The following is a 22,096-nucleotide window of genomic DNA, read 5'->3' as shown; positions in this document are numbered from 1 at the left end:
GCTCCATCATGGGATGGGCACTCACCGGGAGGGGCCAACATGACGATGGCGCGTGTTAGTGCGGTCTGGACAGTTGTCTTCTTGTGTTTCGGCGTTACGGCGTGTGCGCCGTATTGCCGGTATCGAACGAACTACAATCTTTTGGTGAGCCCCACCGCATGCCTTTCGAAGGACGACGAAAAGCACGCGCTGCAGGACATCCCCGCCGGGCGAGACGCCAGCTATCTTCTTGGCTTCATCGAGATCGACGATCAGGGTCAGTTGCACGACCGCGATCAGATGCAAGCGGTGCTCGACGAGTTGTCGACAGAGAGCGGCACCAGCGACCTGCTGATGGTCGTCTTCGTGCACGGCTGGAAGCACAGCGCCGCACCCGATGACGGTAACATCAAGACCTTTCGCAAGGTCCTCGCCAAGCTGGCCGAGACCGAGTCGTACCATAAGGTCAGCGGGGTACCCGCACGCCGCGTCGCCGGCATCTACATCGGCTGGCGCGGCGGCTCGATACCGTTGCCGCTCATCGAGGACCTGACCTTCTGGGATCGTAAGAACACCGCCCAGAAGGTCGGAACCGGCGGCGTCACCGAGATTGTGACGCGACTCGAATCGGTGAAAGTGACGAGAGACAGCATGGCCGGTGGCGCGAGTGACACGCGCTTGGTCATCGTCGGGCACAGCTTCGGCGGAGCGGTGGTCAATGCCGCGCTGGTGCAAATTCTCGAAGATCGCTTCGTCCGCCCGGTCGGTCCTGCCGCGAATCAAGCTGAAGTCCCGGGCTTTGGCAATCTCGTCGTCCTGATCAATCCCGCCTTCGAAGCATTGCTGTTTGCGCCGCTGAGCAACATGGCGACGGAGCGGGGGACATATCCGACCACCCAACTGCCCGTCCTTCTAGAGTTGACCTCCGAAGCGGATGCGGCAACCGGCTGCGCGTTTCCGATCGGACGCTGGTTTTCAACCCTCTTCGAGCACACGAGTAATCGCAAACGATACAACGGCACGACCAAGCGCGACGAGACCATCAGTGAACAGGCGGCCAACGTGACGGCACTGGGACATTTCATGCCGTATCAGACGCACTGGCTTTATCCGGCCGACAAACGTGCGCGCGGAGAGATCAAGGAGCTGACTGTCGACGCCAGCGTGAACTCGCTTGCGGGAACGGCTCGCAGCTGGGCTCACGATGAGGCGGGGAGCAAGATTCTGTTCGTGGAGGATTTGTCGGAAAAGAAGGAATTGCTGGTCCTCGAGCGTACCCCGGAGTCCGCCGGCAGGAACCCCTACCTGCTGGTGCGGGTCGACGAGCGTCTGATCAAGAACCACAACGACATCGCCGATCCGCGCGTGATCGAGTTCGTCACACAGATCATCTTGCTTTCGACTCAGACGCCGAAACAAGTGGAGCACATGCGAAACCAAGCGTCCGAAGGTTCGCCGTAACAGGGTGATGTCGCAGCTCACCGACGGCACGGCCGCGCTGCGCCGCTGTCTGTCCTGGAGCAACATGGCGCCGCTCGGCGCCGCATCCACGATGACTCCGTCAGCGCTGATCACGCTGCTTTTCTGTGCCGGCACTTGAGGTTTGCGCCGCCTATTCTAGTGTGCCTACGGAGTATCCACGCCTCCGGAGGTATCACCAGGGATGAAGGCTCGGATCGTTCGCATCGGTGATTCGAAGGGGATTCGGATTCCCAAACCGCTTCTTGGGCAGACCGGATTGAGCGAAGAGGTGACGATTGAAGCGGAGGGCAATCGTCTGGTGTCCGCGCGGCGCGGCGGCCGCGTTCAGGTTGGGCAGAGGCGTTTCGGGCGGGTGACACGCACGAACCGAATAGTTCTACGAGAACTGGAGTCGGCGCGCAGCTCAACGCCCAGTCGTTGAACACCGAAGGGAAGCGATGGCCATCGTCAGCCTCAAGTACACCTGCCAGGAGTCGCCGCAGACCCTAAACGAGGGGCTGGTGGAGTACTACGCCCGCAACCCGGGATTGCTCGCGCCCGAGCGAATGCCTGCACACGCAGCCAGGCTCTTCCGCGAGCATGACGCAGCTCACGTAGTATTCGGATGCGACACCACCATTCGCGGAGAGACTTTGATCGATTCATGGACGATCTTCGCAACAACGGTCGGGTTGCGGGGATACCTCGAATACTTCAGGCTCCCGCAGGTGAACCAAATCTTCACGCAGACTGGTTACCTCCGGATCGCGATCGAATTGGTGCGCTGCTTCCCAGATGTCATCCGCATCATGTGGCGTAGCCGCCGGCTGTCAGAGAAGTGGTCATGGCAGGACCACGAGAGGTATCTTGATAGCCCTCTTTGCGACGTTCGCGCGCAGTTCAGCATCCGGATCGTTTAAGCACCGCCGTCCAACAAGCCCGCCCTTCGCGAACGCATCGCCAAGGCGGACCGGATTCTCCACCGTGATGTGCTCATCCAGCGCCAGCGGAAACAAGTGCGACTAGGTTCGTTCCACTCCCTCCACGGACGCCATCACTACCTCGCCTCTTGCAGCGGAACTTCTAGGGTGCTTACTACATCACCGTGAGCGAGTTTTCATACGTTCTCCGTACACAGACCGACGCGTGAAAAGATGCGCGCGGCTGATGCCTGCGTTCGGCCGACCAGATGAGCGATGCCGCTGACGAGCATCATGTACTCGACTGAATGGTTCGAGACGTTTGCAGCGACAGTACCCACCGCGATCGTTGCGGTGGAGATCAACGCGCTTGCCGCCATCCTCCCGCTCGAACAGCACGCGCGCATCCTCGATATCGGTTGCGGCATTGGCCGCATCACTGGCCCTTTATCGTCACTCGGCTACACCGTGACCGGTCTCGACATCAGCGTCGAGGCCCTTCTCTCTGCCAAGAGTCGCGCGCCTGGACCTCGTTACGTGGCGCTCGATCAGCAGCATATTGGTCGCATGCGCTGGGAGTTCGACGCAGCGCTTTTCATGTGGAACAGCTTGGGCTTCGTCGGGAGAGGTGCGGATTTGGAAACGCTGACCGGCGTCGCGAAGGTGCTTCGGCCCGGCGGCAAAGTCGTCTTCGATCTGTACCATCCGGATTGGCTCCGGCAGAATGAACGAGCCGGCGAAGCGGATCGCGGTGCGGTCTCAGTCCGGCGATGGATGCGCGGTAGTCGATGCCTTCATGAGATCCGCTATGACAGCGGCCGCGTCGATGACATCCAGTTCGACGTGTACCAGCCTGACGAGATCCGTGACCTGTCACGGCGGGCCGGACTTGAGCCGGTCACCGACATGGTCTGGTGGGATTCAGATTCGCGTCCGAGCGCGAACTCGCCACGGTACCAACTCATTTGCGTCTCGTCCGTGGCAAGCGCGGGTCGAATTTGAACCCATCGATTTTGATCCCGAACACCACCGGCCGGCGACCCGAGGCGATGTATGCGGCGATCCGCGGCCGAGCCTCGAACGCAGCATGGAATCCCTTCAGCAGCGGTCGGGCCGCGAGCGCCGCCGGGAACAGGGCGTCCACTTCGTCCAGAAAATGGTACGCGAAGAAGTCGGCATAGGTCAGGCCGTCTCCAACCCAGTACCTCGGCGCGGGCGAAGCGCGCGTGAACCAGCGCTCGAGGTTCAGCAGGCTGTCAGACAACGGCCCGGCGGCGAACGTCTGCAGCTTGTCCTTGTAGTCGGGCTCCCAGAACAACCGCCAGAGGGCTTCGATCGCCTCGCTGATCGCCTCGGCAGCGACATCGCACTCGACGTGCTCGCGCTCGTTCTGTCCATAGAGGCCGCGCGTGCGCGCGATGTGACGATGGATCGCCTGGGTCTGCGCAAACCGGAGGTCGCCTTCCTCGTAGATCGGCACCGCTCCGAACGGGGTCAGGGGCTTCATCGCGCGCCACTCTTCCGCCGAATTCAGCCGCTGTTCGTCGTAGGCAACACCCAGCTCCTCGAACATGAGTCGGATGACTTCGGCGCGCCCGCGAATGTTGAAATAGATGATCTTGGGTCGTGCGCTGGACATGTGTGCTCCGTCTCATCCCCGATTCGATCGAAGTTGCGTGTCCACCACGCCGCGCCGACGAAGGGCAGCGGCCAATCGGGAATGGATGCGCTGAACAATAGTGCGCCGCTCGGGGACCACGCAAGTGACGCGTGCGTCGCAGCCAGATCGGTCACCGGCGGGTTAGCCCGCCAAATCGCGCGGCATAACCCAGCGCGACTTCATCTCAGGTGTCGTCGTTCAAGCGATTGTATCAACGTCGAGTTCTGCGCTATCACGGCGCTCATGAGCCGGCATGTTAGGCCGCGCAGCCTCGCGGCCTTTGCAGACAACGTTCGGCAGCCGAATTGTAGTTAGCGTGCACGGAAGAACCGATGTCGGTACCCGACACGTTCCCCCATACTGGAAGATGGGATTCCGTTGGCCTCGACTGCGCGTATTGCCGGCACTTCGTCGGGCCGGGCTCTTGGCCCGACCGCGAGCACGTCTCTCGCTGCGGGCTTCATGATCTGCCATTGGGGATTCAGCTGGCCGCGGACGGGTACAAGGATGGGGAGTGGTTCTGCCGAGACTTCACGGCCGCGCCCGGCAGTCGAGCGGCGAACCTCGCGGTGGCACATTTGGAGCGCGTACGAGTGAACCTCCGGCCGCGTATCCTGTACAGCTTCAAGCCAGCGGGCGGCGATCTCGGAGAGCATGACTTCGAGGAGCTGCGGGCGAGGGCCCGCTAACCAGCCAATGAACCCGACCGGCTTGAGCTGCACAACTCGTCGCGAGGCATTCCACGCCGGCGGGCTATTGGCAAGGCGTTGGGCTGACAGGAGGGCTCCATGAAGGGAAGGCGAGTCTCTCGACGAATGATCGCAGTCGCGGTCGCCGCTACCATCGTTCTCTACTTCGGACTGGGCGCACTGCTACACTATGTGGTCTTTCCCGAAGAGAAGCCGCCCGAGTGGGCTCACGCTAAGCCCGGCTTCGCGTTCGAGACGCCGACCGGAGAGCGGGTCGAGCTCATTCGCGGCACGCTTGAAACAGATGGCGAGTTCGCGGAGGTCCATTTCGACATCGCTCCAGGTGGGTACGTAGCGGCGGCACATATCCATCCCCGCGTAGAAGAGCGCTTTGAGGTCGTCTCAGGCTCGCTTACCGCACTTGTAGGCGACGAAGAGAGGGTGATCTCAGCCGGAGAAACCCTCGTCGTGCCGCCCGGGACGCCTCATCAACCTTTCAACCGCGGCGATGTCGAAATGCGGTCGATCGCCCGAATCACGCCTCCAGGCAACGGCGATATCTTCTTCGGTCAGTTGAGCGGACTCGACTTCAAGCCGTCCTTCCTTCAGATGATGCTGTTCGTGCGTGCGTACGACGCATACCCAGCAAGCCCCGCGCCGGCGGTGGTGGGAACTCTGTCGTTTCTCTTGGCACCCACCGCGCGACTTGTCGGATATCGAAGCTTCTATCCTGAGTATGCTGAGCGCTTTCTGCGTGGTGCCGCCCAAGGCGATGCAGCGGACCCGCGCACGAATCGCGAGGGGTCGACACGAGCACTGGGGGGCGCGGGCCGCTGATCGCCACGAGGTTGGGTGTCATCCACAAGCAAGGCACCATGCAACAGAAGGTTCTCATCGGCCTCATTGGCGACTACGACGCGACGGTACCCGCGCATCAGGCAATACCGATCGCCTTGCAACTTGCCGCTGATGCGGCCGCGATAGAGGTCGAGTGGCAATGGGTTCCCACTGCGGAACTCCGAAGCGTTGCGCGTGTCGCTGAATTCGACGGGCTGTGGTGCGTACCAGCGAGTCCCTATCGCAACATGGAAGGCGCATTGCTTGCCATTCGGTACGCACGCGAAAGTGCTCGCCCCTTCCTCGGGACGTGCGGCGGGTTTCAACACGCAGTCATTGAGTACGCTCGCAACGTCCTGGGGTGGGCAGACGCCGAGCATGCCGAAACAGCCCCCGACGCGGTTCGCCCTGTCATTACGCCACTGGCATGCGCGCTGGTAGAGGTCACAGACACCGTGCGCTTCTTCCCCAACTCTCGCATCGCCAAGGCCTATGGCACCGGGGAGGCTACTGAAGGTTATCGCTGTCGCTATGGCTTGAATCCAACGTTTCAGGCAGTGCTCGTCTCTGGGCCACTTCGTGCGACAGCAGACGATGCCACAGGTGAAGTGCGTGCCGTAGAGCTGGACGGTCATCCGTTCTTTGTCGCCGCGCTCTTCCAGCCCGAGCGCGTGGCACTCAAGGGACAGTTGCCACCGCTTGTGACCGCCTTCGTCAATGCGTGTGCGAGCAATGCCACCCGACAACCGCGCTAGGCATCTCGCGATGCACTTCTCCGCCGACACGATAACTAGCCCTGAATGTGACAATGGATCGGTGCGCGGATTTGGGAGGGCGAGCCTTCCGGCGAGCCGCCGGCGCGGCGATGGTGCGGCGGCTCGGCGGGAGCCTCGCCCTCCCAAGACCTCATTCTCGATGACGTTAAGGATGCACGGGAAGCCCTGCCCAACCGCGCAACTGGTGTGGGCAAACCGCAACCGCGCCGCCCATGTTCTGTCACATCAGGGCTAGTTCACCCGACGATCGACGGACATTCCGACCCGTGTGATTGTCCCGTGATCGACTCATCCCGACTCAAGGAGCTACCCCGATGCCGAAACGGAATATGAATGAGGACGACCGGCTCGAAGACTTCGATCGCCGCGAGATCACTCTCGACGGCAGCGCGAAGGTGGTGCACGTGGCCGGGGTCGGACCAGCGGTGATCGTCATGACAGAGATGCCCGGCATCAGCCCGCATGTGGCTCGCTTCAGTCGCTGGGTTCGCGATGCCGGATTCACTGTGTACATGCCTTCGCTGTTCGGTCGCGATGGTGCCGTGCCGAGCGTCGAGGAGGGTACGGCCATTTTCCAACGGGCATGCGTCAGCGCCGAGTTCCGCGCATTCGCCGCCAACGAGTCGAGCCCGGTGACCAAATGGCTTCGGTCGCTGGCGCGGCTGGCGCACGAGGAGTGCGGCGGTCCGGGCGTCGGCGCGATCGGGATGTGCTTCACGGGCAACTTCGCGCTCACGATGATGCTCGAGTCCTCGATGCTCGCGCCGGTATTGTCCCAGCCGTCGCTACCGCTCGACAACCCGGCCGGGCTGGAAATCGCTCCCGACGAACTCGTCGCGATTCGACGACGCATGGAGCGGGACGACCTGACCGTCATGGCCTACCGGTTCGAGGGAGATCGGTTCTGCAAGGCGCAGCGGTTCGCCGCCTACTCCGCGGGGCTTGGTGACCGCTTCATCGCACGGGTGCTTCCCGACAGCGCAGCCAACCGCGACACGCCCCCGTTTTTCGAACGAGTGGTAGGATGCCCGCACAGTGTCGTAACCGCCCACCTGATCGATGAAGCCGGCCAACCGACGATCGCCGCGCGCGACGAGATCCTGGCCTTCTTTGCCCGCCGACTGAGGTCATGATTCTCTCGGCGGAGCGACCAGAGAAGCAGAAACATGAGATCGATCGTCTACCGCGATCTCCAAGCCGACGAAGCACAACTGCTGGGAACCATCGATCGGTCGGAAGTCATCGAGGGAATCTATCGGGTAACCAACGGGATGCTCGAGTTGAACGTGACGCGGCAGGAGTTCCCGTCCTGGAACGGTGCCGAACTCGCGGCTCGGGTTGCACGATTGCAGGCACTCATTGCCTCAGGAGGAAGAGTGATTGCGGCGTGGGACGAGCGCAGACTCGTGGGCATCGGATCGTTGGACGTTTCTGGCGTGGGTGGCGATGGTGCGGTCATGGCGCTCGACATGCTCTACGTCAGCGCCGAGTACCGCGCGCGGGGAATCGGTCGCAAGCTAACCGAGATGGTGGCGGATCTCGCGCGCTCACTCGGCGCCACCACTCTCTACATCTCAGCCACTCCGACACGCGGTACCGTCGATGCCTACCTGCGCATGGGCGCCACCGTGCTGCGAGTGCCCGATCCAGAGTTGCTTGCGCGTGAACCTGAAGACGTCCATCTTGCGCTGAGTCTCGCGTGACGTGACACCGTGAAACTTGGGTTCGGCGGTGCGAGATCTGTCAAGAATGCTCGCCGGCATCGCGCGGCTTAGAGCGGAGCGACTTCATCTCGGAAGTCGTCGTTCAAGCCATTGTATCAACGCCGAGTTGTGCGCTATCACCGCGCGCATGAGGCGGCACGTTTGACAGACCGATGGAACGACCCTTGGACGCGTTGGTGATAGTCGACATGCAGGTTGCGTCGTTTGCCGACAACGACAAGCACGACGTCTCCGGCGTCGTTCACCGCATCAACCGGCTCGCGAGCTTCGTCCGAGGGTGCGGCGGTATCGTTCTCTTCGTGCAACACGACGGGGCGGACCAGGACGGCCTCACACCCAATACACCGGGATGGCAGGTGCTACCAAGCCTCGAGACGCGGTCCGTCGACCTCTTCATCCGCAAGACCATGAACGATTCATTCGCCGGCACGCCGCTGCTCGATGAACTCGTCAAGCTATCGGTGAGTACGTTGGGGGTTGCAGGTTGGGCCACAGACTACTGCGTGGACAGTACTATTCGGTCTGCCGTTTCCCGTGGATTCCGGGTTGTCGTGCCTTCTGATGCTCACACCGTCAGCGATCGTACCCACCTCACTGCAGCGCAGATTATTGACCACCACAATCGCACTTGGGCTGGCCTGATCGCCAAGCCTCCGGTCCGCGTTGCTCCGACGGAGGAGTTACTCGCCCGGGTTTTCCGAGCTTGAGCAACCACGGGACGGCCGAAAGGTGCTCGGTTGGGCCGTTGTGTTTCGTTCAACTCCACCCCTGCCGCGAAGGTAACTCCCGAACGGGCTGCCCAACATGGCGTTCAGCAGCCAAGCTTGTCGGTCGCGTTGCGCACTTCCTCTGGCGATTGTTGCTGAACGCCGATACCTTGGGCGGCAAGTGGAGGGATCTACGATCGCACATCGAGCTTACAGGAGTGGTCACCGGTACGATGAGCTTCGATGATTCATTCGTCGCTGAGATGACGGGGCAGATCCAATGTGCGGAGGCGCAATCCGCTCCGCGCGGCGCAACAAGCGATGAAGTTGACGGCCTGCGGGCTTCGGGTTTGCAAACAGCTGAACCTACATGCAGCGTGGTAGCATCACGCGTCCGTTAGCGGCCATCCGCTAGACGGCTCCAGAGCGAGAGACTGCTATGGTCGAGACCGAGCTCTCCCGAGTCAGCGTCCCGGCGGTTGATGGCATGATGCCCGCCGTGCTTTGCCGCCCGACGCAAGGCGAGCCGCACGCTGCGGTACTCGTCTTGATGGAAGCATTCGGACTCACGCCGCACATCGAGGACGTGACCACGCGCATCGCGCGCGAGGGATACGTGGTGATGGCGCCCGACTTGTACTACCGCGATCTTCCGAACAACAAGTTTGGCTACGATCAGGTCAACGAGGGCGTGACGATGATGCTTCGGCTTGATGCCGCCAAAGTCGTGGATGACGTCCGCGCTGCTCTCGCGTTCTTGAAATCTCGCGAAGACGTCGTGGCGGACAAGATCGGCGTCACAGGTTTCTGCATGGGCGGCGGCTTCACATTTCTCACCGCCTGCGAGCTGTCTCCGGAGATCGCTGCGGCGGCACCGTTCTACGGCATGGTTCAGGACGAGTGGATCGAGGCGGTTCAACGGATCACCGTACCCGTCTACCTGTTCTTCGGCGGTGCTGATCCGTTCATCCCGCCTACCCGCGTACAACAGATCGAGCGGCGATTCCGAGAGCTGGGCAAGGATTGCCGAGTCAAGAGTTACCCAGGAGCGGATCATGGCTTCTTCTGCCACGAACGTTCGTCTTACAACGCAGCAGCCGCGAAGGACGCATGGAGAGAGCTCACGCGCTTCTTGGCGCAGCATCTTCGACCATAGGAGCTTCTAGTCGTAGATTGACGGCGCAAGAGTTCCAGACTTGGGCGCCGAGCTTAGTGCGCCATGACCGCAGAACGAGTCTTCAGTCGCGTTTTTGTCGTGCCTCGCGGCGCTTGGCATCGCGTCCTCGGCCGAGAGCCGGGCAAGCTCATGTTCTGCACACCAGGCCCACGAACACCGCCCCGCCAATCGCGCGGCATCGCGGAAGTCTCCAACGCGCCAGAGTCGTCGGCGTAGCTGAAGTTCGGCGGGCGGCCTTGGAAATGGATGCGCCGACCCATAGAGCACCACTCGCGAACGACGCAAGCGATGCATCATTGCACTGCAGCTAGATCGGTCACAAGCGTGTTAGCCCGCCAAGTCGCGCGGTCTAACACAACGCGACTTCATCTCAGCACTCGTCATTCAACCCGTTGTATCCACGCCGAGTTCTGCGCTATCACGACGCTCATGAGTCGGCATGTTAGGCCGCGCAATCTCGCGGCCTTTGCAGACAACGTTCGGCAGCCTAATTGTAGTTAGGCATCGAATGGAGCATCGAGTGAGCACATGAAGCACCCTGCCATCACCGTCTCCGGCCGTCTCTATACAAAGAATCCGGATGTCGACCGGTACCAGATCGACGTCGCGGAGCTGGACGATCTCAGGATGTGCGACATTCCGCCTCACTCTCACCTCGAAATCATGGGGTTGCCCGTCCCGGACGGAGCGGAATTCGAAGTGTATGGTCTGAATATGGACGATCCAGGGATCTATGAGGGCCTGTGTGTCTACGGAGGAGTGGGATTTCGCGTGGAACCCAATGATGTACCAAGAACTGTCCTTCGTCTTCAGCAAGCGTTTCCTCATACGGCAGCGGATCCATATGGGTTCGCACGCAACCCACAAGTGACCACCCACGTCGAAGGCCCGACGGTTCTGGCATACGTGTTTCTGAACATTGCCTGCGCCAGCGCACCACGGGCGCTGGTTCGAAACGCAGTCGCTGCTTACGTCGAAGGCCTCTCCCGTCTCACAAAACCCAGCATCCATGCATTCGTCTGCTATGCGTCCGAAGACCGTACGGTTGCGCGAGAACTCGCTAAGACACTCTCACAACTCGGCGCCGATGTCTGGCTTGACGAGCGAGAGATACGTGTGGGCGACTCTATCGTTCAACGCATCAACGACGCGCTTGGTATCGTGTCCCACTTTCTGTTCCTGCTGTCGACGAACTCTGTCAACAAGCCATGGGTGCAGCGCGAGCTATCGTCGGCGCTCATGTTGCAGCTTTCACAGAAGGGCATCAAGATTCTTCCGGTGCGTCTTGATGACTGCCCGATACCATCCATACTCGCGGACATCAGATACGCGGACGCTCGAGAGGGCATGGGAGGTGCCGTTCACGAACTTGAGGGTGCTTTGTACTCGCTTTGATTGGTGGCCGATGCTTGGCAACACTGATTCTACAGGGATTGGCGGGTTGTTCTACAGGCTCAACGCGTGCTCGTTCAGGCCGCCCGAGCATACCCGACGATGAGCTACTGCTCCTCGAATAGTCTGGAGCCCGGCACGAAGGTCAATGATGTCATCGAGTTTGTCCGGCTACTGCGATATCGACCGGAGGGAAGTCTCAGTTCAGAGGAGGTCGGGCGCCTCCGTTGCTTCCATTGGTTTGACGAGGCGGACTACCGTTCGTGGTCAGGCATCGAGCTATCAATCCACGAGACCCAAGGGACAGTGCAGGTTGAAACCCGCACGCCGATTGGCCGCAGCTACTATGATCTCAGCCATCAGAACGATACGATTCGTCTCTTGCGCAAGCATTTCGGTGGATCGTTTGTCACCGACGAAGGAAGAGGTAGATACCAGCGGCCTGGCAGCGGACCACCAAGCCCTGCGGCCTCCGGTTGCCACCTTGCCTTTCAGCGGTTCGGTGCAAATCTCATTACGTGCCATGTCTACTTTAGAGATCGAGAGTTCAAGTCGCCGAAGCGGAAGCGGCCTACCGGTGTGTACGTGATGGATTTCACGAATCCCTGGCTGATCTCGAACAACCTGCTGCTCCCGTATCTGGTCGCGATAACAGAAGACTACTGGAAGTCCACCTTCATCCCGCTTCTACGGTATTCGAGCAAGAAGGAAGCAATACTGAGGTCAGGTCGCCTGACCGCGGAGCATCTCGCTGCGGTATCGGACGGGCGGCGCTCGGTTGAGGAGGCCCTTGTCGAGGCGTTGCCCTTCCAACGGGTGTCGGCGGCTTGTAGGCACTTCTCCGCGCTTGATCCGAACCTTGACTTCGCCGGAGTGCTCCGAAAACCATATCGACGGCGAAGGCAGTCGCTGTTTGAGTCGTTGGAGCAGATGACCGAGATTCGTCACGAACTCGTTCATCGTGCGCGATTGAGCGAAGTCCTCACCGACGAGTTTGTGGCTAGCCTTCTTCACAACCTGCAGGTTGCCGTGGTTCGCTGCTATCGGCATCTCACAAAGAGGAACGGTTGGGCATTCGAGAAATGGTGGGCAGTAGGAGGATTGTAGTCGCAGATGTCGCGCCGATTCGGCCTAACAACGGCATCCACACGACGCGCGGACAAACGCGGGCGTGTGATGCTTGGCGTTGGATGTCGAACTGGTCCCACATGCCACAGATGAAGCAATCGCTTGGTTTGGTCTCATTCGTCGTTCGCGACTACGACGAAGCGCTCGACTTCTTTGTCGGCAAGCTGGGGTTCCTTCTCCTCGAAGACTCGTTCGTCCCCGAGCAAGCAAAGCGATGGGTTGTCATCACGCCCCCGGGGGCGCGTGAGTCGCGTCTCCGGCTGGCGCGGGCGTCAACTCCAGAGCAGGAGTCACGGATCGGCGCACAAACGGGCGGTCGTGTGTTTCTATTTCTCTACACGGACAACTTTTGGAGGGATTACGAACGCTACAAGGCGCAAGGTATCGCCTTCGTTCGCGAGCCGCGGAACGAGCCGTATGGCACGGTCGCAGTGTTCAAGGACCTCTATGGAAACCTCTGGGATTTGGTCGAGCCGAAGAGCCATATCGAGGCGGCTCAGTGACGACACCTAACAACCAGTTGACTGACCCCGCATGCTTCGAGACGCGCCTATCGGCGCTCCTCAGCACGAGCGGTTCTCCCCTTCTGCCAGAACGTTTTCCCGCTCGTCCTGAGGAGGCGCGCAGCGCCGTCTCGAAGGGCGCCGCCCTTCTCCAACTGCCTGCCAACCCCTTCATCGAGCGGACATCACGCAGCAAGCCGGTTGATGCCGCTCGTATCAAACATCGGGCATGACACCATGACCGACCGTAGCCCCACACCCTCGATTCGCTTCTACTTCAGCTTCCGCAGCCCCTACGCCTGGCTTGCGGCCGAGCGCCTTGAGACAGAGATTGGGATTCTCGGGGTCCCGATCGAGCGGATACCGGTCTACCCAACACCTGAACTGTTCCCGAACCTCTTTGTGACGACGCCGGCCAGGATCGCCTACCTCGTGCAGGACATCCGGCGTCTCGTGCGCGAGCGCGGGCTGACGGTACAGTTTCCCTCGGCTGTGGATCCCGACTGGTCGCTCTCGCATGCCGCCTTCCTCGGGGCGCAGCAGCAAGGCGCGGGACACATGTTCATGGTGGAGGCGTTCCGCAAGCGCTTTTGTGAAGGGCTCGACCTCGGCGACGACGACGTCATCGCCAACGCCGCCCATCGCGCCGGGCTGGATCGGGGCACCATCCTGGCCGCGGCCCACTCCGACGCGCTACGCGCCGAAGCGTCCGAGGGCTTCCGTCTCGGCATGCAGCGCGACGGCATCTTCGGCGCTCCGAGTTTCGTCTATGCGGGGAAACTCTACTGGGGCCAGGACCGGATGCATTTCCTCCGCGACGCGGTCGTGCGGAAGTCAACTAACCTTGATGTGACATAAACGGATCCACCGCAGAGCGCGCCGAGAGCGCCGAGCCAAGGAGCGGGAGACAGGAAGGCACCAAACGAAGGTCCATTGCCAATTAGACCAAATGCAATAGCTCGAATACTTTCGTGCCGACTCTCCGTGTTCTCGGCGGTGAGTCTTATGTCCGATCAAGGCTAACAAAGCCGTCGTGAGCTGCGCTGGCTGCGCCGAAGCAGGGCAGGCGTGGCTCTCTTCGCGCTGCGGCGATAAGATCCCCACGCTGGAGGAGCCACATGGATGAGTTCGATCCGTCGCATCGCACCTTCGTCAGCTACATCGACAAGTCGCGCGAGTACTACCTCGCGCGGGGTTACGGAAACCCGTACAGGTGGGCACACCACGAGGACGTACCATTCGCGCCGCTCACAAAGTCGCTCGGCCAGAGTCGGGTCGCACTGATTACGACCGCGGCACTCACCGAGGAGGACCGAAGTGTGACGGAAGTTTACGCCGCGCCCGCCTCGCCGCCGCCAGCCGTGCTCTTCACCGACCACCGCTCGTGGCACAAAGAGGCCACGCACACTCGCGACGTCGAGTCCTTCCTCCCGATCCGCCGCCTCGAAGAATTCGCGACTCTCGCTCGCATCGGCACTCCCTCGCCGCGCTTCTACGGCGTGCCGACGGACTTCAGCCAGCGCCGAACTGTCGACAAGTATGCGCCGGCCGTCCTCGATCTCTGTCGCGCCGACGCCGTCGACGTCGCGTTGCTCTTCCCGCTTTGACCAGTTTGTCACCAGACCGTGAGTCTGGTCGCCCGACACCTTGAAGCGAATGGCCTGCCGACGGTCGTAGTCGGTTCGGCGCGGGACATCGTCGAGCAGTGCGGCGTCCCCCGCTTCGTGTTCACCGACTTTCCGCTCGGCAACCCGTGCGGCAAGCCAGATGATGTGCTGATGCAACGAGCGATCGTTGGCATCGCGCTCGACCTGCTTGAAACGGCGCGCCATCCGCGCACCACCGTGCAGACTCCATTTCAGTGGGACACGACCGGCCAGTGGCGCGCCACATACATGCCGATTCCCTCGATGTCAGAGAAGCCTGGATCATCCTGAGCTTGTCCCTTCTCCGATCACATGGGTTCGTGGTATGCGGTCGCTGCTCGGTGCGACTGAGCGTTGGGTGGTCAGGCGTCGCACTTTTCGGAGGTCGACATGCCAATGTATATGGACATCCACGAGGTCCAGGGAGCCACCGCGGAAGCGCTTGCGAAGGCGCACGCCGCCGATGTCGAGGTGCAGGGGAAGCACGGCGTCGAATATGTTAAGTACTGGTTCAACGAGAGCCGCGGCAAGGCTTTCTGCCTCGTCAACGCGCCTAGTCCGGAGGCGGCGGCCTCGGTGCACCGTGAAGCACACGGCCTGGTCGCAGAGCGGATTATCGAGGTCGAGCCCGAGGTAGCAGAGGGATTCCTCGGCGGAGGTGAAGTGAATCCATCGGGAGCGGTCCTCATCCCTGGTGGCATGGGCAGCGAGCGAGACCCTGGAATCCGGACCGTTCTCTTCACGGATATCGTCGACTCGACGGCGCTGACTCAACGCGTTGGCGATGACGCGGCCATGGTTCTGCTGCGTATCCATGACACCATCGTCCGGGACGCCCTGAGCGCGTTAGGCGGTCGTGAGGTTAAGCATACCGGAGACGGCATCATGGCGTCGTTTGCGTCGCCGGTTGCAGCGGTTCGGTGCGCAACTCGGATTCAGCGTACGTTGGCTCAGTATCAGCAGGAGCACGCAGACGACCCGATCAAGGTGCGAATCGGTGCCGCGGCGGGAGAACCCGTCGAGCATCAACACGATCTCTTCGGATCGACGGTTCAACTGGCCGCACGGCTCTGTTCCCACGCACAGCCGGATCAGATTCTGGTAGCGAACGTGATCGCCGAGCTGTGCATTGGAAAGGGCCTGACCTTCCAAGATCTCGGAGAAATGTCCCTCAAGGGATTCGAGCGCCCGGTCCGCGTTCACGCTGTCGAATGGCCCGGCGCCGCGGGCTAGCGTCGCGTTGAGCATCGAATTGGGACAATCCGAGTGCAACGCCTATCAAAGGTATGGAGTCGACGCCCAAAATCGGTGCGGCGCATGCCTGGGCGTATACGCAAGGGAGAGCCCATGGATGAGGCGACGTATAGAAGCCGAGACCTAGTACTGAAGGTCGTAGCGGGATTACTCGCCGCCATCGGAGCCGGGTTTGGGCTCTACGAGTACGTCGATGGTGTGCAGCGGGAATCGAAGAGGCCCTACTGGGAGCGCCAGGTAGCGTTGTACTTTGACGCGACAAGCGCCGCAGCCACGCTGGCTACGTCGCGCGATGAGCCAGAGCGCAAGAAAGCAGCCGCCGAATTCTGGAGACTCTATTGGGGTCCACTTGCTGTCGTTGAGGATCCACAGGTTGAGGCGGCGATGGTCGAATTCGCGAAGTGCATCGACAAGCAGTGCCCGCAGGATCAACTCCAGCGGTTGTCGTTGGCGCTAGCCCACACATGCCGCAACTCGCTGCGGACCTCTTGGAAGCTCACCCTTCGAGGAACTGAAGGGGAAACTCGACCGGATGAAGTCACCCGAAGGATCCAGCTAGCACGCCGATCAAGCTGCCAGGCTGCACTTGCTGCTTAACGACTAGCGGTGATTCGATGTCAAGCAATGTCCTGTAGCCGTCCGCACTCGAGGCAAGCGAGACTTATGAGACCGCTTCGAAGGTGGATTCCCAACTGGGGCGCTTGCGCGATGGCACTGCTAGTGGGTTGTGCGACAGCGCGACCGGTTCCAATTGCCGATCCGACCCAGCGCCTGGAGTTCCAGGGTTTCTCCATTCTGCCTCCGAGTGGAGAAAACTGGTTCGTGGCGCCTCCGGAGCTTCGCCAACAACTCGGGCCCGGTGTGATTGTCTCGTTTGGCAAACGGCTCACACCACCATCGCAAACCCATACGGTTACTGCGACAGTGAGAGGCGGTCGGGTTCCCATCTCAGCAGGAAGCCACGCCGAGGTCCTCCAGAAGATTGCCCAGGCCTACTCTGAGCAGACGGGACGCTACCGGCCTCTCTCAGTCAATACTTCTCTCGACGGCACTCCGGCACCGGACTGCTTGAGATATGATGCGACAGTTGAGGACCGCGGAGTCCCCGGGTTTCCAGACTCTCTCTTCGTCCTGGACATGCATGGCTTTGTCTGCCTGCATCCGGATTCGCCGGACGTCGCCATCGACATTCAATACAGCCAAAGGAGGCTCCAAGAAGAACAACCGCTATCCCTGGGAGCAGAGGGGGAACCTTTTGTGAAGAGCCTCATGTTCAACAAGTTTCCGATCCGCTCAGAACTAACAGCAACGAGAGACGATCGAGGGCCTTCATCGGGCGGCGGTGCTAGTACGACGGCAGCAACGATTCCGGCCGGGTATAGCCTGGGAGAATCCGCAGAGTCAGTAGTCGTTGGGCGCGTGGAAGTCGTCCGTCCGGATGGCCAACCATTGACGCCCGCTCCGAATCTGTTCGTTGGTCGCATGGAGCTCACCATCGAGAGCGAGACCGACGGCAAGAGCTACGCCATTTCATGCGATACGCGCGGGTTTCTCTCCGACTTCTATGTGTCGCTACCCGCGGGCCGATATCGGATCGTGAAATGGAATTCGGCGGCTATGAGCAGCCAGGTTCAGGCATGGTTCGAGGTGGGCGCTCGCCAAGTGGTCTACGCGGGCACATTGCGGTTCACTGGTGGGGGCAGCATCGTTGAGTGGGCGAGTGGTGGCTGGACCGTGGTCGACGCCTCGGAGAGCACTCTGCGGGCCTTTCGCGAGCGTTTTCCCCAGCTCCGACAAGCAGTCGCAAAGTCGCTTATGCAGACGGCGCCTGAGCGGTGATGCCAGGTATGAATCCGTCGGAAGCTACGACCCGCAGCACCTGCGATGGTGGAGGCTCTCAATCGGGGTGCTCGCGGCTTGCGCCCAACGAAGAGTAGGATCAAGCTGCGACGCGATGGCCTTTCGCCATCGAACGGAGGGCATTCATGGGCGACAAATCTCCAAAGGCGAAGCAACGCGACCTGAAACAAAAGAACGTTGCCAACCAGCAGTCCAAAAGCGAGAAAGACAAGCGGCAGGGAGCGCAGGCATGGCTTCCGACTAAACCGAAGAGGTAGCGCGCCCTGTCGCCCGCCCGGCGTGCGTCATGGGTTCAGAGCGCAGCTTCACGCGGCTTAGCACGCTAGTGCCGGCGCACCGGCCGTTCATGCGCAACCCGTTGAGCGGCCCACCAGAGGGAAAGCAATGTGATGACTGCAGCTAACGCGCTCGTCGCAATCGTCGCCATCGAACACCTCTGGTTTCTCGTTCTGGAGATGTTCTTGTGGACCACACCGCTCGGAACGCGCACGTTCGGTCTGACGCCAGAGTTTGCCGAAGCGTCGCGGGTGCTCGCCGCCAACCAAGGTCTTTACAACGGCTTCCTTGCGGTCGGTCTGATCTGGGGCCTGTTCTCGCAGCGCGCGGCCCGCTCGATCAAAGTGTTCTTTCTCGGCTGCGTGGTCGTGGCCGGCGTCTTCGGCGGACTCACCGCCAACGCTTCGATCCTGTTCGTTCAAGCCGCGCCGGCGTTGGTTGCGCTGGGGCTGGTCGTCGTCTCCAAACGAGGAGGCAAGGCCACGCTTCGTGGGCCGTCGAACTAGGCGCGATGAAGCAGGGTGGAGTTCACCGCAGACGCTGAGGTACAGGCAGGACGGATGACAGACCAGAGGAAGAGAATGCCCAGCGGCGACAGGCTGCTCTGTATCGTGTACGCCGTCATCGCTGTCGGCGCGTTGATTGCCACGTGGGGAACGGAGAACCTGAAGTTCTTCGCACTCCCTAACAACGGTGGCGCGCTAGGCTTCATCGCGCTTGCCTATGCGAATCCGGCGGCAGCCTCGATCGCCAACGATCTGGTCTTCCTTCTCCTCGCCGCGTTCACACTCATGATTGTTGAAGCGAAGCGTCTGGGAGTCCGTTTTGTCTGGGTGTACATGCTGCTCTCCGTCGCCGTCGCCATCTCGGTGATGTTTCCCCTCTTCATGATCGCCAGGCAGTTGAAGATCGCCGCGCAGCGACCCCGCTCATAGGTGCGCGCCCCAAGGCGAGATCATGATGCAACCGCCGATAGACGCCGATGTTCGCCGATCAGAGCGTTTTGCAAAAGCGAACGAGATCAGTAAACCCCATCGAAAGGCATTTGATGATCAAGCGGTGAGTCGCGTCGAGTTCCGCATCTGCGTTCATCGGCGTGCATCGGCGGTTTCCTCTCCTCCTTCGGATTGAGCCTAGCTCGTGTCCAAAACAAGAACGTCACTGGATACCATTGCGTCGGTAGTCAGCCTGCTCGCCGTGCTCGCGCTCGGACTATCAGCCGGTGCGATGCTCACGGAGGCCGCAGTGCTCGTACCGTACTGGCGGTCCTTACCGCCCGAGTCGTTCCTCGATTGGTATGCTGCCAACGCATCGCTGTTGTTCAACTTCTTCGGCCCGCTGGAGATTGGCGGCGCCGTCCTCGCGGTAGCAGCGGCGGCTCTGCACGGATACGGGCGTCGCCCCGGCCGTAGTCTGCTCATCGTGTCCGCCGTTCTTACGCTTGCGGTTCTCGCGGCGTTCCCGTTGTACTTTCAGGACGTCAACGCGCGCTTTGCCGCTGGAACTATTGCGCGCGATAGCGTCGCGACAGAGCTTGCCGCTTGGGCGTGGTGGCATTGGCTCCGCACCGCGATCGGGGCCAGTGCCTTTGTCGCAGTGATGCTCGGCGTGCGCGCTGATCGCCAATGACTGATCAAGTCTCTCAGCCATCCGCTGTATTGGTCAGCGGCATCCAGGCCGCAGGTAAGTCCACGGTGGGCCGCCTGCTCGCAGAGCGCTTCGAGCGCAGCGCTTTCGTCGAGGGCGATCTGATGTGGAGGTTGCTCGTGTCCGGCCGCATAGACATGACCCCGGACCCGTCTCCGGAGGCGATCAGTCACCTCCATCTCCGCTATCGCAACGCAGCGTTCCTGGTTGATTCGTTGGTGGCCGCAGGCTTCATCGTGGTTTCAACCGACATGGTCCTCGGCGCGGACCTCACGCGATACCTCAGTTGGGTGCGGACCAGACCACTTCGCATTGTCGTGTTGGCCCCAAGTGTCGAGGCCGTGGTCGAGCGCGAACTCGGGCGCGAGAAGGAGGCCTACCGGAGGTGGATGTCGAGAGGTGAGCGCATCGAAGATGCGATTCGCACATTTCAGGGATGGATCAATGCGACCCCAGAGATTGGGCTGCGGATCGATTCATCAAAACAGTCGCCGATCCAGACGGTTGATGCGATTCTCGAACGCTGGGACGAGGCGCTGGTTTAATCGGATGAGATAGACGCCCCTTGTGAGCGCCGGCGGGTGAGAATCGCAGACGCGTTCTGCAAACTAGCTCCGGAAAGAACATCTTGGCGCGCCTGTCCAAATCGCCGGCGTTCGAGCGTCATCGTAGTAGCGGGCATGTCGCCCACCCACGAACCCAGGAAGGAGACTCCCATGCAATACATGCTGATGACCTATGTGAACGAGGCCGGTTGGTCCAAACTGACAAAGGCCGAGCAGGAACAAGGGGTAGCGGCCTATACCGCTTTCATGGACGCACTGACGAAGGCGGGCGCCCTCAGGGGCGGCAACCGCCTCCAGGCGAGTTCGGCAGCGACGACCGTGCGGGTCGCGAATGGCAAGTCGCAGGTGCTTGATGGCCCCTATGCGGATTCGAAAGAGCAATTCGGCGGCTACTTCGTCATCGACGTAGCGGACCTTGATGCCGCGCTCTCGTGGGCGGCCCGCTGCCCGGCCGCAAGTCATGGCGTTGTTGAGGTGCGTCCAGTCTGGGTCATGGCGTGAGCCGCAAACGAGCACAACGCAACACGGCCGGCTTTGCACAAGTGCGCCCTCGATACGCTCGCTTCGGTCGCTACTCGGGCAAACGGTTTTGGAAGGCCGTGAACAGCACTCGTTTCCCCGCGTATCGAGGGGCACTTCTCGTGCAAAGCCATGCTACAAACCAATGGCGTGAATGAACCACGCGACGGCGACACGCAGGCGCGTAGGACGGCAGACGCAGTCGCGCGTCGCAGTTACGGCAAGCTCGTCGCCTTTCTTGCGGCACGCACGCGGGACGTGGCCGCTGCCGAAGACGCGCTCTCGGAGGCGTTCGCCTCAGCGCTGGCCGATTGGTCGCTGCGCGGCTGTCCGTCGAACCCGGAAGCGTGGCTGCTGACCGTTGCGCGGCGAAAGACGATCGATGTCGCCCGACGACGCCGCAGCGGCGAGAACGCCGCCACGCAGTTGCAGTTCCTTAGCGAGGAGCTGAACGCGGCGCCAACGGATGCGGAAATCCCAGATCATCGTCTGGCCTTGATGTTCGCCTGCGCGCATCCGGCCATCGAGGTCGGCATCCGTGCGCCGTTGATTCTGCAGGTGGTGCTCGGGCTGGATGCGAAGACAATCGCCTCGGCGTTCCTCACATCTCCGGCGGCCATGGGTAAGCGACTCGTTCGGGCCAAAGACAAGATTCGGCAGGCCGGCGTTCCATTCGGCGTCCCGGAGCGCGAGGAACTTCCCGGCCGGCTCGACACTGTACTCGACGCCATCTACGCCGCCTTTGCCGAAGGGTGGACCGACCCCGGTGGGACCGATGTCGTCCGCCGCGATCTCACCGACGAAGCAGTCTTTCTCGCCCGACTCGTGACCGAGTTGCTGCCCGAGGAACCGGAGGCGCTGGGCCTGCTTGCACTCATGCTTCACGCGCACGCCCGCCGCCGCGCGCGGAGAAATGTGCAGGGCGAGTACATTCCGCTCGCCGAGCAGCATCCGGCGTTGTGGGATTGCCAGCGCTCTGGGCGCCATCGGCCGCTATCAGCTAGAGGGTGCGTTGCAGTCGGCACATGTGCATCGTTGCCGCACGGGCCACGCCAACTGGACAGACGTGGTTCAGCTATACGACGCACTGTTCGCGCTCGCTGGCTCGCCGGTGGTCGCAATCAATCGCGCGCTGGCGATTGCGGAGTTACAGGACGCGAGCACCGCTCTCGAGGCGATGCCAGAGGTAGCCGGCGATGCGCGGCTCGCCGAATACCAGCCCTACTGGGCCGCGCGCGCCGAGCTGCTGGCCAAAACAGGCGCGCATGACGAATCCCGCCGCGCATACGAAATCGCAATCGGTCTCGAGCGAGACCCTGCGGTCCGCCGCTTCCTGCAGCGACGTCAATCGGCGCTACCGGCTTGATTCTCCCCG

Annotated in this window: 23 protein-coding genes and 1 pseudogene; 23 read left to right on the top strand and 1 reads right to left on the bottom strand. The window is 61.5% G+C overall.

Annotation, left to right across the window (positions count from 1 at the left end; translation table 11 throughout):
• Positions 1-39 precede the first annotated feature (39 nt).
• The 3 genes from HYR72_24230 to HYR72_24220 all read left to right on the top strand — a co-directional run bounded on the left by HYR72_24230 (position 40) and on the right by HYR72_24220 (position 3,362).
• On the top strand, positions 40-1,440 hold the full coding sequence (locus HYR72_24230) for an esterase (GenBank protein MBI1818100.1): 1,401 nt from the start codon (positions 40-42) through the stop codon (positions 1,438-1,440).
• A gap of 458 nt (positions 1,441-1,898) precedes the next feature.
• Positions 1,899-2,360 (top strand): hypothetical protein, encoded by a 462-nt coding sequence (locus HYR72_24225; protein MBI1818099.1) that lies wholly within the window; start codon positions 1,899-1,901, stop codon positions 2,358-2,360.
• A gap of 276 nt (positions 2,361-2,636) precedes the next feature.
• Positions 2,637-3,362, top strand: a complete 726-nt coding sequence (locus HYR72_24220) for a class I SAM-dependent methyltransferase (protein MBI1818098.1) — start codon at positions 2,637-2,639, stop codon at positions 3,360-3,362.
• Here the strand turns inward: HYR72_24220 and HYR72_24215 are convergent.
• Positions 3,322-3,999: a glutathione S-transferase family protein gene (locus HYR72_24215; GenBank protein ID MBI1818097.1), complete on the bottom strand. Its 678-nt coding sequence runs from the start codon at positions 3,997-3,999 to the stop codon at positions 3,322-3,324. The two genes, HYR72_24220 and HYR72_24215, sit on opposite strands and share 41 nt — an antisense overlap.
• A gap of 836 nt (positions 4,000-4,835) precedes the next feature.
• Here HYR72_24215 and HYR72_24210 point away from each other — a divergent pair.
• The 20 genes and pseudogenes from HYR72_24210 to HYR72_24115 all read left to right on the top strand — a co-directional run bounded on the left by HYR72_24210 (position 4,836) and on the right by HYR72_24115 (position 22,087).
• The gene (locus HYR72_24210) at positions 4,836-5,546 is read left to right on the top strand and encodes a cupin domain-containing protein (GenBank protein ID MBI1818096.1); all 711 of its coding nucleotides are present in this window, start codon (positions 4,836-4,838) and stop codon (positions 5,544-5,546) included.
• 38 nt (positions 5,547-5,584) lie between these two features.
• Positions 5,585-6,301, top strand: coding sequence for a CTP synthase (locus HYR72_24205; protein ID MBI1818095.1), 717 nt, complete (start codon positions 5,585-5,587; stop codon positions 6,299-6,301).
• A gap of 335 nt (positions 6,302-6,636) precedes the next feature.
• Complete coding sequence (locus HYR72_24200) at positions 6,637-7,455, top strand: dienelactone hydrolase family protein (GenBank protein ID MBI1818094.1); 819 nt, start codon at positions 6,637-6,639, stop codon at positions 7,453-7,455.
• Positions 7,456-7,488: 33 nt separating this feature from the next.
• Positions 7,489-8,025 (top strand): GNAT family N-acetyltransferase, encoded by a 537-nt coding sequence (locus HYR72_24195; protein MBI1818093.1) that lies wholly within the window; start codon positions 7,489-7,491, stop codon positions 8,023-8,025.
• A 185-nt stretch (positions 8,026-8,210) separates the two neighbouring features.
• Complete coding sequence (locus HYR72_24190; GenBank protein MBI1818092.1) at positions 8,211-8,753, top strand: isochorismatase family protein; 543 nt, start codon at positions 8,211-8,213, stop codon at positions 8,751-8,753.
• Positions 8,754-9,243: 490 nt separating this feature from the next.
• Positions 9,244-9,909, top strand: coding sequence for a dienelactone hydrolase family protein (locus HYR72_24185; GenBank protein ID MBI1818091.1), 666 nt, complete (start codon positions 9,244-9,246; stop codon positions 9,907-9,909).
• Between the two features lie 549 nt (positions 9,910-10,458).
• Positions 10,459-11,325, top strand: a complete 867-nt coding sequence (locus HYR72_24180; GenBank protein ID MBI1818090.1) for a toll/interleukin-1 receptor domain-containing protein — start codon at positions 10,459-10,461, stop codon at positions 11,323-11,325.
• A gap of 99 nt (positions 11,326-11,424) precedes the next feature.
• Entirely contained in the window at positions 11,425-12,429 is a 1,005-nt protein-coding gene (locus tag HYR72_24175) for a hypothetical protein (protein ID MBI1818089.1), read from the top strand.
• Positions 12,430-12,539: 110 nt separating this feature from the next.
• A complete protein-coding gene (locus HYR72_24170; GenBank protein ID MBI1818088.1) occupies positions 12,540-12,953 on the top strand; it encodes a VOC family protein in 414 nt (137 codons plus the stop codon).
• Positions 12,954-13,157: 204 nt separating this feature from the next.
• Positions 13,158-13,811: a DsbA family protein gene (locus HYR72_24165; protein MBI1818087.1), complete on the top strand. Its 654-nt coding sequence runs from the start codon at positions 13,158-13,160 to the stop codon at positions 13,809-13,811.
• A gap of 260 nt (positions 13,812-14,071) precedes the next feature.
• Positions 14,072-14,560 (top strand): hypothetical protein, encoded by a 489-nt coding sequence (locus HYR72_24160; GenBank protein ID MBI1818086.1) that lies wholly within the window; start codon positions 14,072-14,074, stop codon positions 14,558-14,560.
• An 18-nt stretch (positions 14,561-14,578) separates the two neighbouring features.
• Complete coding sequence (locus tag HYR72_24155; protein ID MBI1818085.1) at positions 14,579-14,890, top strand: hypothetical protein; 312 nt, start codon at positions 14,579-14,581, stop codon at positions 14,888-14,890.
• A gap of 99 nt (positions 14,891-14,989) precedes the next feature.
• Positions 14,990-15,832 carry a DUF4242 domain-containing protein gene (locus tag HYR72_24150; GenBank protein ID MBI1818084.1) on the top strand — a complete coding sequence of 281 codons (843 nt, stop codon included), beginning with the start codon at positions 14,990-14,992 and terminating at the stop codon, positions 15,830-15,832.
• 1,503 nt (positions 15,833-17,335) lie between these two features.
• Complete coding sequence (locus HYR72_24145; GenBank protein MBI1818083.1) at positions 17,336-17,692, top strand: hypothetical protein; 357 nt, start codon at positions 17,336-17,338, stop codon at positions 17,690-17,692.
• Positions 17,693-18,099: 407 nt separating this feature from the next.
• Positions 18,100-18,495: a DUF1304 domain-containing protein gene (locus HYR72_24140; protein ID MBI1818082.1), complete on the top strand. Its 396-nt coding sequence runs from the start codon at positions 18,100-18,102 to the stop codon at positions 18,493-18,495.
• Positions 18,496-18,570: 75 nt separating this feature from the next.
• Entirely contained in the window at positions 18,571-18,924 is a 354-nt protein-coding gene (locus HYR72_24135; GenBank protein ID MBI1818081.1) for a DUF2834 domain-containing protein, read from the top strand.
• A gap of 205 nt (positions 18,925-19,129) precedes the next feature.
• Complete coding sequence (locus HYR72_24130; GenBank protein ID MBI1818080.1) at positions 19,130-19,618, top strand: DUF1772 domain-containing protein; 489 nt, start codon at positions 19,130-19,132, stop codon at positions 19,616-19,618.
• The gene (locus HYR72_24125) at positions 19,615-20,181 is read left to right on the top strand and encodes a hypothetical protein (GenBank protein MBI1818079.1); all 567 of its coding nucleotides are present in this window, start codon (positions 19,615-19,617) and stop codon (positions 20,179-20,181) included. The genes HYR72_24130 and HYR72_24125 overlap by 4 nt, the downstream gene beginning before the upstream one ends.
• 171 nt (positions 20,182-20,352) lie before the next feature.
• Positions 20,353-20,703, top strand: coding sequence for a YciI family protein (locus HYR72_24120; GenBank protein ID MBI1818078.1), 351 nt, complete (start codon positions 20,353-20,355; stop codon positions 20,701-20,703).
• A gap of 150 nt (positions 20,704-20,853) precedes the next feature.
• Positions 20,854-22,087 (top strand): annotated as a pseudogene (locus HYR72_24115) (RNA polymerase subunit sigma-70).
• Positions 22,088-22,096 lie beyond the last annotated feature (9 nt).

Source organism: Deltaproteobacteria bacterium (assembly GCA_016178705.1).
Classification (GTDB): domain Bacteria; phylum Desulfobacterota; class Binatia; order HRBIN30; family JACQVA1; genus JACOST01.
Note: the sequence above shows the minus strand (reverse complement) of the source record. Positions and strands in the feature narration are given on the sequence as shown.